Raw genomic sequence first — 14,376 nt, 5'->3', positions numbered from 1 at the left:
AATAAGCCTGGGAAAATCCCAGAAAATGCGTTACCAATACTTGAAAGACTAAATATTTGTACTGACAACTGGCTCACACTCACCACTTCCTTTACCCGCTCATTTAAAAATACTGCAGGTAAAGAACAAGCAATCACAGCTTATACAAATCATATGAAACGAAAACGAAGAAGCTCTATTAGCACTAGTCGCGCACTATTTTCCTAAGCCGAAGCTCGAAAATGTTTAAAGTAGCCTTACCCTTGGGCTAAGCTTGCCCAAAGTCAGGTACTGTTCAGGCAATGCCCTACAAAATCTTGTAAACATAACATTTTGATGTATAGATTAATTTAGTTAATTAATTTTGAGCGACTAAACTAGTTGCTCTTAGAGTTAGCTATTAAAAACTCCTACTATAGTGGGTGTCTTAATAGTTTTTATAACCTGTACCTGACTAACAGTGTCTCCTTCAAATCAATCATGTACATAAAAACGAAGTTCACATTTTTAATGTGTGTGTGTCTAATTAACTCTAAAGTGGATGTCTCGATAACTTAAAAAAACATACTTAAAGTTAAGTTTAATTAATACAGAATAAAAAAGAGTTCTAAAGAAAGCTTTAAAATGGAATTTAAATGAAGAAAGTCACCCAAAGGAGATTTTGGGTGGCAGTCTTACCAGCCGCATCTCGGCACACACGTCACACGCTGTGGCTGCTCCCTTCCGGGCCTGACCAGGTTCACCTGCTAGTGTTGCGAGAGGACCAATAAGACTACCATTGAGGGCCTTGTTTGGCGCGGGAGGGATTATCTCTACTTTTAGCCTGTTATTCAAGGGATATTCGAAAAAGAAAGTGCGATTGCATACTTGGTATACAATCGCACTGTCATTAAGGGGGTTATCGCTTACTTTTCAAGTTCAGCTTTGATGTTGCGCAGTGCTGCTTTCACTTTTTTCATATTTTCTGGGCCCATACGCAGTAATTGTTTTTGCGCATCAGGTAGGTTTTCCCACTCAGAGTAAGCATATTGATACGTAACTGAGTTGCGAACAAGTGGCATATCACCTTTTGGCTCTGGCGTATCAAGTAGTACGTCAATAGCCTCTTCTAGCGTGCCTGTGAATGCATCACCTTCGTAGCCAATTTCTGCATAAGCTTCGTTGATAAGTGGTTTGTATTCATCGTACATACGGATAACTTGAGCAGCGCTAAGGCTGGTGAATAATTTTACGTACGGCGTATAGCGCTCATAGCTATTTGGGTCGATTGTTAAAATGTCGCCCTCAATAACTTTAAATGACTCTTTAGGGCGCTCTACAGGTGCATGGCTTAATGCCACTTTACCTTTGGCGATGTTATCAACATACACAACACCACGGCGAATAAGATCGTCGGTCACCATTAAGCTCATCACTTGGTCACTTAGTAACTCATCCATACGGGCAACAACCACTTCATCGCTTTCATTTAACGTTGGTAATGGTTCAACTTCTGGAACTGGCTCTGGAGTGCGCTCTGGAGCAGTGTCCACTACAACTGGTTTTGGCTCAGGCTCTGTCACTTCAGGCTCTGGTTCAGGCTCTTGGTACTCAACAACTGGCGCTTCTTCTGCAACAATATCTTCAACAACTTGCACTGGTTTATCTTCAGGCTTCAATAAAATAAACGCTGCCACACCAGCAACAAGAATAAGCACAACCACCGCAAAAATCAGGTTGTTATTTGATGAACCCTTTTGTACTTCAGGCTCTGACGAATGCTCTGACATAGACACTCCCTTAAAAATAAAACAGATAAAAATACGAAAAAACCATTTAGCCTTGAGCTAATCTTTGCTTCTTCTAGCTTAAAGACTTACAGTTGATAAATAAAGTAAAGACGCACAACTATTTAAATGCAACCATGAGCAGTAAGTTAAAAAAAACACAGCACTCTAAAATCGCTTTATTACTAACAGGTGGTGGCGCGCGAGCGGCTTATCAAGTTGGTGTGCTTAAAGCGATTACGCAAAGCATGCCTCGCACAGCACCGCTGCCCTTTACTATTATTAATGGGACATCAGCTGGCGCAATTAATTCCGCTGCATTAGCATGTTATGCATCGTGTGCGCATTTAGCATGCAAAAAACTTGAATGGGTGTGGAAGAATTTTTCGACTTCTCAGGTTTATAAAAGCGACTTTTTAAGTGTGTTTTTGCATATTACTCGCAACATGCTTACGAGTTTTCAATCTGAACATATTAATCACCCACCTGCGAGCTTGCTAAATAATAAGCCTCTTAGAAAGTTACTACACGAAATACTCGATTTATCGCGTATCGAACGAAATCTACATAAAAACTACCTAGATGCAGTATCGATTACCGCTTCGAGCTATACCACGGGTGACTCTGTGGCCTTTTTTCAGTCACTTACACAAAAGCCGTGGCGCAGAGCAAAACGTGAGGGGCAAGCAACCCGCATTAATGTTGAGCACTTAATGGCATCGAGCGCTATTCCCATGGTGTTCCCGAGCGTGAATGTTTATAACCACTATTTTGGCGATGGCTCTATTCACCAACTTTCACCACTGAGTCCGTCGGTTCACTTAGGTGCAGAAAAAATCTTTATTATTGGTGTTGATGAACCAAAAGAGTTGCACCCACCGGGTTACCAGCCTCATTACCCGGGCCTTTCTAATATTGCAGGTCACTTACTCGATAGCGTCTTTACCGACACGCTACAGTCTGATTTAGAACGTTTACAGCGTATCAATCGCACGCTGAGCCTATTACCTGCCCGCGACAAACACCAAGAGTTAAAACAAATCGAAACATGCGTGATCAACCCATCGCAAAACTTTAATGCAATCGCCGCTCAGTTTTATGATGACATGCCTATGGCAATCAAACTGTTACTACGCATGATAGGCGTGAAGAAACGTTCACAATCGAGTTTAACTAGCTACTTACTGTTTGAAAAACGTTATACCCAAAAGCTCATTGAAATTGGCTACCAAGATGGTCTTAAAAAGCTACCTGAAATTCGTAAATTCTTAGAGCTGGAGTAGCTATTAGCTACTCCATACCATCGAGTAAAAACCTCTCTACCCGCTCTACTCGGCGAGGCTTACCTTGCAACACTAAAATATCACCTGCCAATAAAATAGTTTGTGATGAAGGTGCGTCAATTTCTCGGTCTTGTCGGCGCAGCGCTCTAACCGACACACGGCGCTGCTCAAGTTTAAGCTCACTAATTTTCTGATTAACCGCATAAGCGTGTTCTGGCAGAGCTATAACATGTAAATACTCAAGCCTATCTGAACTTGCCTCTTCGCCATCGAGTTTATCGCCAGTGAAAAAGCCATTTAAAAACTTATAACGATTGCGCCGCTCTTTACTTACACGGCGAATGATCCGTGTCATCGGCACGCCAGACATATAAAGCACATGCGAAACTAACATGAGGCTTGCTTCAAGGGTTTCTGGTACAACCTCAGTAACACCTAGCTCTTTAAGTGTTTCCATCTCGGTATCATCGCGCATCCGTACCAGTATCTTCACGTCAGGAGCTATTTGCTTGATGGCATCAACAACAATTTGCGTTTGCTCAAAATCAGTAAAAGTAATAATGACTAGCCTTGCCCGCTCTACGCCCGCTGATTTTAAAATATCTTTTTGATTTACATGGCCAAAAATAACTGGCTCGCCAGCCGCTTTTGCTTCTTGCAATAAGATGGGGTTGCTCTCAACCGCGACGTATTCAATAGCTTCTGGTTTTAAAAAGCGTGCTACGGTTTGCCCCACACGAGAAAAGCCACAAATCACAATATGATTTTGATACAAGGGGCTACTTGTCGCAGGCTGCTGCCAATACTGCCCTGCATGGCTTAAAAGGCCAAGTTTTTTAAGAATAAGCGGTGTTTTTTCAATAAGGTAAGGCGTTAGCGCCATTGAAAGTACGCCAACTGCTATTAAAAACGAAGCTTGCTCTGAGCTTATCAGCAAATGCTGCGAAGCAAGTGCAATTAACACAAAGCCAAATTCTCCCATTTGCCAAAGCATAATACCCGCCGATACCGCATCTTGCTTACGCTCCCCCATCACTTGCGCAGAAATTGCGAGAACTGCTATTTTAAATAGCAATAAACCAATTAATACAGCGATGATCCAGTACCAACTATTAAGTACATAGAGCGCATCTAACTGCATACCGACGGTCACAAAGAATAGCCCCATCAAAATATCGCGAAACGGTCTAATATCGGCTTCTAGTTGGTGACGATAATGGCTTTCTCCTAACATCATGCCGGCTAAAAAGGCACCTAACGCCATCGATAAACCAAATAGGTAAGTCAGGCCTGCGGCAAACAAGGCAACCAATAAAGTCGTTAGCATAAATAGCTCATCGGTTCTTACCAGCGCTATTTCGCTAAACACTTTAGGCAAAATCCATTTACCTATGCCGAACAATAAAATACACACTAAAGCGCCTTTAGTGAGTGCAAGAGCCAATGCTCCAGCAATTTCTTCAGAGCCACTTTGAGCCAGTAGAGGATAGACAATGAGTAAAGGAACAACGGCAATATCTTGAAACAACAACACCCCTATTGCCAACTGGCCGCGGCGCTGGTTTAAATCTCCAGACTCTTTAAGTAACTTAACCACCACCGCCGTTGAAGATAGCGCCATTAAACTGGCGATGGTAAAACTATTTAAAAGGCTGTGCTCTAACAGCAGTAAAATCAGCATAAATACAATGCTGGTCACCACGACCTGCAAGGAGCCAAGGCCAAAAACAATATTTCGCATTGCCATTAAACGCGGCAACGAAAACTCAAGCCCTAAGCTAAACAGTAAAAATACAATGCCAAGTTCGGCAACAAAGTGCATTTCGTGGCTTTGCGCCATCCAGCCAATACCATGACTCCCCGCCAACACACCGGTGGCAAGATAAGCAAGAATAGGTGGTAAACCAATTCGTTTGAAGAACCAAACAAATAATACGGCAGCGACGAGCAAGCCAAACACTTGAATCAGCACATTTTGCAAGCAATAAACTCCCTTCTACTTGATGATAAAGCTGTACCCTACCTTAAATATAGCAACCATCTGTTTTTCAGCCAGTTTAAAAATGTGGCACAAATCTCGCTAAGTATGAGTATCTAAACACTCCGGGGGGAGAATTATCATGGAAAATGTCCATATTTTGACGCAGCGGGTGTCTGCGCGAGGCGAGTTTCTGCCGTTTTCGGCAGAGCATTACCGAATAAATGAAACAAATAGTCCACACGATTTGGTCGCAAGATTACAAACTACGTTATCAATCGAAGAAATTTTGACAATTTTTGCCGAACACGCAAAACAACTGATCAATTTATCTGGATTACAGTTCCAATCTGCACTCGGAGTGTCACAAAGTGCTGGCAGCGATACCAGTCAAACACCGTACTCTTTTGATTTAGATATCGAAAGTGAACGCTTAGGGCAGTTAATTTATTTTAGCCAGTTCCCTATGGGTAAAGCGATTGAAGCAAAATTAAAGCAGCTTCATACAGCACTCGTTTACCCATTACGTAATGCGCTTATGTATACCCGCGTATTACGTTTAGCGACTAAAGATGCGCTAACAGGCTTAAACAACCGTAGTCAATTTAATGACAGCTTGGCACAAAAGCTAGAACGTTGCCGCCGTCAGCATCGTCCATTTAGTTTAATGCTGCTTGATTTAGATAACTTTAAACAAGTTAACGATAACTTTGGTCATAAAATTGGCGATGATGTACTGCAAGAATTTGCTAATGTATTACGCACTAGCGTGCGTGGCACTGACTCTATTTTCCGCTTTGGTGGAGATGAATTTGCATTATTAATCGACGACCCTGAATTCACCACTAATAAGGTAATTGCTGATCGTATTATGAGTTTGGTTGCTAGCTCAGGGTTGATGGCTCAATATGATGTAACATCAAGCATTGGTTATACACTCGCCAATAACCAAGACTGCGAAAACGAAGTGTTTGCCCGTGCTGACAAAGGTCTTTACAAGGCAAAAGCTGCAGGAAGAAACTGCGCAAGAGCTTACTAATTGAGTAAAAGCCTAGCATCCCCCGCTAGGCTTTTTTGTTTATAAATTTATAACCAAGTAATACTAACCAAAAACCAGCGAAGAAGCCGCTTAATAAGTAAAGCAAGGCAGCCATGGTGGTAAGGGGCGATACCATCACTAAAGCCAACGGCGTAAGTACGCCCAGAATAAAGAAAATACCGCCTTTGCCTGACCAGTAACCTAGCAGCAATAATGAGCAAACTAAGCCGCCAGCTAGTGCATAAAAAAGTGTATTTATTGTCAGCTCTGCATAAGCAAAACCGGCAACTACAGCTACTAGCACCGACAACACAAAGCCAAGTGGTGCCTTATTAACTAGTGATAAACCAACATGTGGTTGTTCACTCATAGAGTGTCTCCCATAGAATTCCATCTTCAACACTGTGCTGCTCACTAATAAAGTAGCCAACTACTTGCACAAGTTGATCGTTATAAAAAATTAGTGGTGTCTGCGCACGTAACCAAGGAGCTACTTTGGCATCTTTAAACCAATGCTTTAAAGTATTTGAGCCGGGTTTATGCAAAGGCTTTATACGCGCTTGTGGCTTATTAAATTCAACCCTTACTTGCTCATCCGGCTTTGGTTGTCTAATACCCTTACCCGCTTTCACTATTAGTTTTCGGCCACCAATCAGTTCAACGCTTTGCAAAGCAATATCCATCGCCTCAGGTATTGCCTGCTCTTTCACAAAGTACCAATGTTGCTGATGCCGACGAACATCGCCGCTTTGCAAACAAATTTTTAACTGAGCATCAGTTTTTGCCGTTAAACCTTGCTCAATAATTTGCTGTAGCTGATTCTCTGAAGGTAGTTGATGGGTAAACTGATTCAGCCACGCACGTACAAGGTTTGCTTGTCTGGGCTTACTAAACCCCGCAATTGCCTCGCAGCTTAAACCACCCTGTGAATTTTGGCAGTTTGTAAGGTCGCTTTGAGTATATTCATCGAGCAGTGATTGCTGCTTTTGTAACAGCCGAATACTGCGCGCTGCACTTTTTTCAAACCCTTGAAAACGCTCCGTTAAAATGGGCAGAACCTGATGACGTAAAAAATTGCGGTCAAAGCGCTCATCAACATTTGAATCATCGGTGATATGGGTAATAGCAAATTCACTGGCAAATTGTTCAATTTGCTCACGAGTGATATTAATCAGCGGTCTAAAACATACACGCCCAGACGCTAACAATCGCGTTTGTGGCATCGATGCTAAACCCTGCAAGCCAGAACCACGCTTTAGACGAAGTAAGAAGGTCTCAAGTTGATCATTTAAGTGCTGACCAAGCAGTATTACACTACCTGGTATACAGTTTTCGTCTAGTGCTTGGTAACGAGCCTCTCTTGCTTGTGCCTCAAGTGATGTACGCGAGCGCTCATAAATTTCAACGTGCACCGCTTTAAATGCGACATCGAGCTCTTCACACAGCGATTGGCAAAACCCCTGCCACTTATCAGCATACTTGCTCAAACCATGATTAACATACACAGCTTCAATTTTAAGTTCTGAGTGCTGCTGTTGAGCTTGTTTTATTAAATGTAACAATACAACCGAATCAATACCGCCAGATAAGGCAACGCTAAAGCTACTTTGCTGAGCGTTCAGTAAAGGCTGCAATTGTGCTAAAAAATGGTGGTATAAATCTGATGTTTGCATTTAAAACCAATGAGTATACAAGCGTCTTTGTTATCGGCATTATAAAACAAAAAAAGCCGCAAAAGCGGCTTTTTTCAATTTTAAGCTGTGTTTAGCAATAGCCAAACGACATTAAACGTTTGTAACGCTGATCAAGCATTTCATCTAGTGAAAGGCCTTGTAAGTCAGCTAGGTCACGCTTAAGTTGGTTTTTAAGGTTACGCGCCATCGCATCGTAATTACGATGTGCGCCACCAAGTGGCTCATCAATTACGTTGTTGATTAAATCAAGCTCTTTAACACGTGCAGCTGTTACACCCATGGCTTCTGCAGCTAATGGTGCCTTGTCTGCGCTTTTCCATAAGATTGATGCACAACCTTCTGGCGAAATTACAGAGTAAGTGCTGTATTGCAACATGTTAACGCGGTCGCCCACACCAATTGCTAATGCACCACCAGAACCACCTTCACCGATAACAGTACAGATAGTTGGTACTTTTAACGCAGCCATAACTTTAAGGTTACGCGCAATTGCTTCACTTTGACCACGCTCTTCAGCGCCAACACCTGGGTATGCACCTGGAGTGTCGATAAAAGTCATGATTGGCATTTTGAAACGCTCAGCCATTTCCATTAAGCGTAATGCTTTACGGTAACCTTCTGGCTTTGGCATTCCAAAGTTGCGTTTAATTTTTTCAGCCGTGTCACGCCCTTTTTGTTGGCCAATAACCATCACTGGTTGACCTTCAAAACGTGCAACACCACCTAAAATAGCTGGATCGTTAGCAAAAGTACGGTCGCCTGCTAGTTCGTCAAATTCCGTGAAAATGCGCTCGATGTAATCACGAGTATAAGGACGCAACGGATGACGGGCTAACTGAGAAACCTGCCAAGCACCTAATTCAGAGAAAATTTTCTCTTTCATTTCAGCACTTTTCTCTTTTAATCGACTGACTTCCTCTTCTAATCCAAGGTCTAATTCGCCAGCGCGGCTTACATTTTGTAATTCTTCAATTTTTGCTTCTAATTCTGCGATTGGAAGCTCAAAATCAAGATAATTGAGGCTCATGCTCTAAACTACCTAATTAATTAAATTCTAGTTCTACATCTTGCGCCGCCATCAGCGATAACTTATGAAGCAAGTCATCACTCGGCGTAACACACCATTCGGTTCCTAAGGTAATCTCAGCCAACGCATCCGGACGTTGATAGAATACTTTAATAGGACAAGTACCAAACTTATAAGGTTCCAGTACTTTTTGTAAATTATCGAAGAAGTTCGCCTCGATCTGCACCATATTCAAGGTCATTTTAATCGCTTTTATACGTTTTTCTCGCGCCTCAGCGATGGTGCATATGTCTCTAGCGGTCATTGTAATGCCACCAGAGAAGTTATCAAAGCTGACCTGTCCAGATATTACCAAGATATTGTTTACTTGCAGCAAATCTTGGTACATTTCAAACTGTTCTGGGAATAAGCGTACATCAATACGGGCACTCTTGTCATCTAAAGTTACAAGACCCCATCGATTTCCCTTTTTGTTTATCAAGGTACGAGCAGAAATCACTAAGCCTGCAGCCGTTGACTGCACATCGCGGTTAGTGGGTTGTAAATCGACCAGCCTTCCTGATGTATAATGCTTTAACTCTTTACGATACTGATTAATTGGGTGGCCAGTTAAATACAGACCTAAAGTTTCTTTCTCACCATCTAGCCACTCATTGTCGGTTAAATCTGTGGCTTTGATAAATGCTTGTTCAACTTCATCTGGCTCTGTGGCAAGTAATCCAAATAAATCTGCCTGCCCTAATGACTCAGCCTTATGATGCTGATCGGCCGCTCGCATAGCATCTTTTAAGCTTGCTAATAAGGTTGCACGGCCAGGTTGGGTTTTATCTGGGCCAAGTTGATCGAGCGCTCCGGCATAAATGAGCTTTTCAACAACTCGCTTGTTTAAACGCTTTAAGTCAACACGGGCACAAAAATCAAATAAGTCCTTAAACGGGCCACCTTCGCTACGGGCTTCTAAAATAGCTTCAACAGGCGCCTCACCAACCCCTTTAATGGCACCGATACCGTAAACAATTTCACCTTGTAGATTAACCGTAAACTTGTACTCACCGGCATTTACATCTGGCGGTAACAAGGTCAGTTTCATGTTTTCACATTCATCTACCAAGGTAACAATTTTATCGGTGTTATCCATATCCGCCGACATTACCGCAGCCATAAACTCTGCTGGGTAGTGGGTTTTCATCCACAACGTTTGGTACGATACTAAGGCATAAGCAGCTGAGTGAGATTTGTTAAAACCATAACCTGCGAACTTCTCTACCAAGTCGAAGATTTTCATTGCAAGTTCGCCGTCAACTCCGTTATTAACAGCACCTTCTTCGAAGGTTGAACGTTGCTTTGCCATCTCCTCTGGTTTTTTCTTACCCATCGCACGACGCAGCATGTCAGCGCCACCTAGCGTATAACCAGCCAGTACCTGCGCAATCTGCATTACCTGTTCTTGATAAAGAATGATACCGTAGGTCGGTTCTAGAATGGGTATCAAGCTATCGTGTTGCCACTGCACATCTGGGTAAGATAACTCTTCGCGGCCGTGCTTACGGTCGATAAAGTTATCTACCATGCCTGATTGCAATGGACCAGGGCGGAATAGTGCTACCAGTGCGATCATATCTTCGAAGCAGTCGGGCTTTAGACGACGAATAAGGTCTTTCATACCACGAGATTCTAACTGGAATACCGCGGTGGTTTCGGCGCGTAGCAGTAACTCAATACTTGGCTTATCATCAAGTGGAATAGCGTTGATATCAACTGGCTCTTTACCCTCTCGGGCTAAGCGCTCGTTAGTCATATCAATTGCCCATTGCAAGATGGTAAGTGTTCTTAGACCTAAGAAGTCAAACTTAACTAAACCCGCCGTCTCAACGTCGTTTTTATCAAATTGCGTTACCGGGAATTTACCCTCATCATCACAATAAAGGGCTGCAAAGTCAGTGATAGTGGTTGGTGATATTACAACACCACCAGCGTGTTTACCGGCGTTACGTGTACAGCCTTCAAGGATGCGACACATATCAATAAGCTCTTTGACCTCTTCATCACCGTCGTAGGCTTCTTGTAAACGAGGCTCAACATCAAACGCTTTAGCCAAGGTCATACCCGGATCGCCCGGTACTAGTTTAGAAATACGATCAACAAAGCCGTAAGGGTGACCAAGTACACGGCCTACGTCACGGATAACCGCTTTTGCAGCCATGGTACCAAAGGTGATGATCTGAGATACCGCGTCACGACCATAAAGTGCCGCTACGTGATCAATTACCTCATCACGCCTATCCATACAGAAATCGACGTCGAAATCGGGCATTGAGATACGTTCTGGGTTCAAGAAACGTTCGAATAGTAAGTCAAATTCAAGCGGATCAAGGTCGGTGATCTTCAGTGCATAAGCAACCAATGAACCAGCACCAGAACCACGCCCTGGACCTACCGGAATATTGTTATCTTTACTCCACTGAATGAACTCCATTACGATCAAGAAGTAACCTGGGAAACCCATTTGGTTGATTACGTCGAGCTCTATTTTCAGACGCTCATCATACTCGCCACGTTTCTCTTTACGCTCTTGCTCATCTGGGAATAAAAACTGTAAACGCTCTTCAAGGCCATCTTCAGAGACCTTAACCAAGAAGTCTTCAATTTTCAGCGAACCGGTTGGGTAATCTGGTAAGAAGTAAGTTCCTAGCTGCACGGTCACATTACAGCGCTTAGCAATTTCAACGGTGTTTTCTAACGCTTCAGGAATATCGCTAAATAGCTCAGCCATATGCTCTGCTGTCTTAAGATATTGCTGCTCAGAAAAACGTTTTGGTCTGCGTTTATCTTCTAAGGTGTAACCGTCATGAATTGCCACGCGTATTTCATGGGCTTCAAAGTTTTCTGGTTTTAAAAACACCACTTCGTTAGTTGCCACTACAGGTAACTGCTCTTTTGTAGCAAGCTCAACAGCTAGGTGTAAATAGTCTTCTTCTAAAGCACGTTCCGTACGAATAAGCTCAATGTAATAATGATCGCTAAAATGTTGCTTATAAAAGCTAACGACCGATTCAATAAGCCCAGGGTTACCTTTTAATAGGGCTTTACCTAAGTCGCCATCTTTAGCGCCAGATAATAAAATCAGGCCATTTTTGTGCTCCACCAGCCACTCACGGTCAACCACCGGCCGGTGAAATAAATGTCCACGCTGGTACGCTTTAGAGATCAACAAAGTGAGGTTTTTATAGCCTTCGTTATCTTTCGCTAAGATGGTAATTCGGCTAGGTTCATCTTCAAATTCAGGGCTTCTTAACCAAAAGTCTGCGCCGACAATAGGCTTAATACCAGCGCCATGGGCAGCGCCATAAAAACGCACCAAACCACATAAGTTCATCTGATCGGTGATAGCCAACGCAGGCATTTGCAGCTCTTCTGCTTTAGCGACAATTGGCTTAGTTTTAGCTAGGCCATCCACCATTGAGAAATCTGAGTGAACACGTAAGTGAACAAATTGTGGCGCAGGCATTACAGTTGCTCTCCTTTTAACGCCAAAATGCGCTGAACAGGTTTAAAGCTTTTACGATGCTCTTCAATAGCACCGTATTGTTCAAGCGCTGCAAAGTGTGCTTTAGTTGGGTAACCTTTATGGCCTGCAAAACCATAATCAGGGTAACGCTTATCAAGCTCAATCATTTCATCATCACGAGCAACTTTCGCTAAAATAGATGCTGCTGAAATCTCTTCAACTAGGCTATCGCCTTTTACTACCGCCTGTGCTGGCACAGTTAATTGGCTAGGCACACGGTTACCATCAATAAAGACAAACTCAGGCTTTACGCTTAAGCCTTCAACCGCGCGGCTCATCGCGAGCATAGTGGCATGCAAAATATTTAACTCATCAATCTCGCTTGGACTACAACGACCAATAGCATAGCACAGGGCTTTTTCTTTTATTTCTGCAGCTAATAATTGACGTTTTTTGTCTGATAACTTTTTAGAATCTGCTAACCCTGCAATAGGCTTATTTGGGTCCAATATTACCGCAGCGGTAACAACATCACCCACTAATGGACCACGGCCAACTTCATCTACACCAGCAATATAATTAACATTCGGTCGTTCAATTTGCATTTAGTAACTCCGCGACTGCTGCTGCAGCTTGTTCATTGGCATTTAATCTAATGTTTTTATGTATGGCTAAAAAGCGCGCTTTTAGTTCGCTGTTATCGGTATTCAACATAGGTGTTAGCGCAGCCGATAGGTTTTCAACATTACATTCAGTTTGTAAGTATTCTGGAACGAGTTCTTCATCGGCTAATAAATTAGGCAACGAGAAATACTTAATGTTAAAAGTAAATAAGGTTTTGAAAATCCAGTAACTCAGTGGCTTAATTTTGTAGCCCACAACCATCGGCTTTTTATACAGCATACCTTCAAGCGTTGCGGTTCCTGAGGCAAGTAAAATGGCATCAGCCGCTTGCATTGCAAGGTTTGACTGACCATCCAATAATTGCAGTTTTAGATCGGGGGCTGTTTTTTCTAAAATCTCACAAAACTGTGCTTTTCGTTTTTCATTGACTAACGGAACCACAATTTTAAGGTCAGGGTTTTGCGCTTGCAATTTAGCCGCTGTTTCAATGTAGGTTTCGCTTAAAAGCCCTACTTCAGAACCTCGGCTACCTGGTAACAACGCAAGTACTTTATCAGTTTGTGCTAAACCTAGTTGGTTACGAGCCTCGGTTTGGTCGTGCTCAAGGGCAATATCATCAGCCAAAGTATGACCCACAAAGGTACAAGGTACATCGTGCTTATCGTAAAAGGCTTTTTCGAACGGTAATAATGCCAGCACTAAATTAGTGGCGGCACTGATTTTATGAATACGTTTTTCGCGCCACGCCCACACTGATGGGCTAACATATTGTACTGTTTTAATACCCGCCTCTTTTAACGGTTTTTCGACACGTAAGTTAAAGTCAGGGGCATCGATACCAATAAATACATCTGGTGGGTTGTCGATAAAATGCTGCACCAATTGTTTGCGTATTTTTAGTAGGCGCGGTAATCGGCCTAGTACTTCAACTAGGCCCATTACAGATAATTCGTCCATATCGAATAATGTTTTACAGCCAGCCGCTTGCATACGCGGGCCTGCAATCCCTTCAAATATGGCATCCGGAAAACGGCGTTTAAGTGCTTTTACTAGCCCTTCACCTAAAATATCACCTGATAACTCACCTGCCACCAAGGCAATACGTAACGGCTTTGTTTGTTCTTTCATTCGTTGATAATTCGCAACTTTTGGCACTAATAAAAACGAGTTTACCGTGTTTTAGCAGTCGGATAAATGTCACAGAGTTAATAAATACTAGAAATCGAAATTAGCCTGCCTACTTGCTCATTGGTTGAGCATTTATTTGCGTGTGTAGCCTGCAGGTTTACTCGCTACTATCTAAAAAGAGCTTAAAAAAGAATAAAATAAGCCATAGCAAAACGGCTTTTTATAACGATTAAATATTTGAAACTTTAGAGCTTTATCTCTAATCTGTAGAAAAGGTGAGCAGGATTAATTCATCTTTATTTCGTATTTTCCTATTGACTAAAATGAATACAGGTTTAATATTTGCAAAG

Annotated in this window: 10 protein-coding genes, 1 other RNA gene and 1 pseudogene; 3 read left to right on the top strand and 9 right to left on the bottom strand. The window is 42.5% G+C overall.

The window, feature by feature from the left end; translation table 11 throughout:
- Positions 1 to 207: pseudogene (locus AN213_RS20445) on the top strand (transposase); the annotation flags it as partial.
- Between the two features lie 444 nt (positions 208 to 651).
- Here the strand turns inward: AN213_RS20445 and ffs are convergent.
- Positions 652 to 748: signal recognition particle sRNA small type (gene ffs, locus AN213_RS20125), an RNA gene on the bottom strand.
- 136 nt (positions 749 to 884) lie between these two features.
- The gene (locus AN213_RS18345; protein WP_055199305.1) at positions 885 to 1,748 is read right to left on the bottom strand and encodes a DUF3014 domain-containing protein; all 864 of its coding nucleotides are present in this window, start codon (positions 1,746 to 1,748) and stop codon (positions 885 to 887) included.
- Positions 1,749 to 1,882: 134 nt separating this feature from the next.
- On the opposite strand from AN213_RS18345, the gene AN213_RS18340 reads away from it, so the two are divergent.
- The gene (locus tag AN213_RS18340) at positions 1,883 to 3,028 is read left to right on the top strand and encodes a patatin-like phospholipase family protein (RefSeq protein ID WP_054562027.1); all 1,146 of its coding nucleotides are present in this window, start codon (positions 1,883 to 1,885) and stop codon (positions 3,026 to 3,028) included.
- 7 nt (positions 3,029 to 3,035) lie between these two features.
- Here the strand turns inward: AN213_RS18340 and AN213_RS18335 are convergent, their stop codons facing one another.
- On the bottom strand, positions 3,036 to 5,009 hold the full coding sequence (locus AN213_RS18335) for a monovalent cation:proton antiporter family protein (protein ID WP_054562028.1): 1,974 nt from the start codon (positions 5,007 to 5,009) through the stop codon (positions 3,036 to 3,038).
- A gap of 139 nt (positions 5,010 to 5,148) precedes the next feature.
- On the opposite strand from AN213_RS18335, the gene AN213_RS18330 reads away from it, so the two are divergent.
- Positions 5,149 to 6,045: a GGDEF domain-containing protein gene (locus AN213_RS18330; RefSeq protein WP_054562029.1), complete on the top strand. Its 897-nt coding sequence runs from the start codon at positions 5,149 to 5,151 to the stop codon at positions 6,043 to 6,045.
- Positions 6,046 to 6,070: 25 nt separating this feature from the next.
- Here the strand turns inward: AN213_RS18330 and AN213_RS18325 are convergent, their stop codons facing one another.
- The 6 genes from AN213_RS18325 to lpxB form a co-directional block, all read right to left on the bottom strand.
- The gene (locus tag AN213_RS18325; RefSeq protein ID WP_055021944.1) at positions 6,071 to 6,415 is read right to left on the bottom strand and encodes a hypothetical protein; all 345 of its coding nucleotides are present in this window, start codon (positions 6,413 to 6,415) and stop codon (positions 6,071 to 6,073) included.
- Positions 6,408 to 7,718 (bottom strand): tRNA lysidine(34) synthetase TilS, encoded by a 1,311-nt coding sequence (tilS, locus tag AN213_RS18320; RefSeq protein ID WP_055021943.1) that lies wholly within the window; start codon positions 7,716 to 7,718, stop codon positions 6,408 to 6,410. Before tilS ends, AN213_RS18325 begins: the two co-directional genes overlap by 8 nt.
- Before the next feature lie 91 nt (positions 7,719 to 7,809).
- Positions 7,810 to 8,766 carry an acetyl-CoA carboxylase carboxyl transferase subunit alpha gene (gene accA, locus AN213_RS18315; protein WP_054553102.1) on the bottom strand — a complete coding sequence of 319 codons (957 nt, stop codon included), beginning with the start codon at positions 8,764 to 8,766 and terminating at the stop codon, positions 7,810 to 7,812.
- A 16-nt stretch (positions 8,767 to 8,782) separates the two neighbouring features.
- Positions 8,783 to 12,274, bottom strand: coding sequence for a DNA polymerase III subunit alpha (gene dnaE / locus AN213_RS18310; RefSeq protein WP_055199304.1), 3,492 nt, complete (start codon positions 12,272 to 12,274; stop codon positions 8,783 to 8,785).
- On the bottom strand, positions 12,274 to 12,879 hold the full coding sequence (rnhB, locus tag AN213_RS18305) for a ribonuclease HII (RefSeq protein ID WP_055199303.1): 606 nt from the start codon (positions 12,877 to 12,879) through the stop codon (positions 12,274 to 12,276). The genes dnaE and rnhB overlap by 1 nt, the downstream gene beginning before the upstream one ends.
- The gene (lpxB, locus tag AN213_RS18300; RefSeq protein WP_054553105.1) at positions 12,869 to 14,026 is read right to left on the bottom strand and encodes a lipid-A-disaccharide synthase; all 1,158 of its coding nucleotides are present in this window, start codon (positions 14,024 to 14,026) and stop codon (positions 12,869 to 12,871) included. Before lpxB ends, rnhB begins: the two co-directional genes overlap by 11 nt.
- Positions 14,027 to 14,376 lie beyond the last annotated feature (350 nt).

This window comes from Pseudoalteromonas sp. P1-8, assembly GCF_001399985.1.
Taxonomy (GTDB): domain Bacteria; phylum Pseudomonadota; class Gammaproteobacteria; order Enterobacterales; family Alteromonadaceae; genus Pseudoalteromonas.
Note: the sequence above shows the minus strand (reverse complement) of the source record. Positions and strands in the feature narration are given on the sequence as shown.

What these genes read in the sequence shown, in the direction of transcription:
- AN213_RS18345 (WP_055199305.1), bottom strand. Translation starts at nt 1,748, where the DNA reads ATGTCAGAGCATTCGTCAGAGCCTGAAGTACAAAAGGGTTCATCAAAT.
- AN213_RS18340 (WP_054562027.1), top strand. Translation starts at nt 1,883, where the DNA reads ATGAGCAGTAAGTTAAAAAAAACACAGCACTCTAAAATCGCTTTATTA.
- AN213_RS18330 (WP_054562029.1), top strand. Translation starts at nt 5,149, where the DNA reads ATGGAAAATGTCCATATTTTGACGCAGCGGGTGTCTGCGCGAGGCGAG.
- AN213_RS18325 (WP_055021944.1), bottom strand. Translation starts at nt 6,415, where the DNA reads ATGAGTGAACAACCACATGTTGGTTTATCACTAGTTAATAAGGCACCA.
- tilS (WP_055021943.1), bottom strand. Translation starts at nt 7,718, where the DNA reads ATGCAAACATCAGATTTATACCACCATTTTTTAGCACAATTGCAGCCT.
- accA (WP_054553102.1), bottom strand. Translation starts at nt 8,766, where the DNA reads ATGAGCCTCAATTATCTTGATTTTGAGCTTCCAATCGCAGAATTAGAA.
- dnaE (WP_055199304.1), bottom strand. Translation starts at nt 12,274, where the DNA reads ATGCCTGCGCCACAATTTGTTCACTTACGTGTTCACTCAGATTTCTCA.
- rnhB (WP_055199303.1), bottom strand. Translation starts at nt 12,879, where the DNA reads ATGCAAATTGAACGACCGAATGTTAATTATATTGCTGGTGTAGATGAA.
- lpxB (WP_054553105.1), bottom strand. Translation starts at nt 14,026, where the DNA reads ATGAAAGAACAAACAAAGCCGTTACGTATTGCCTTGGTGGCAGGTGAG.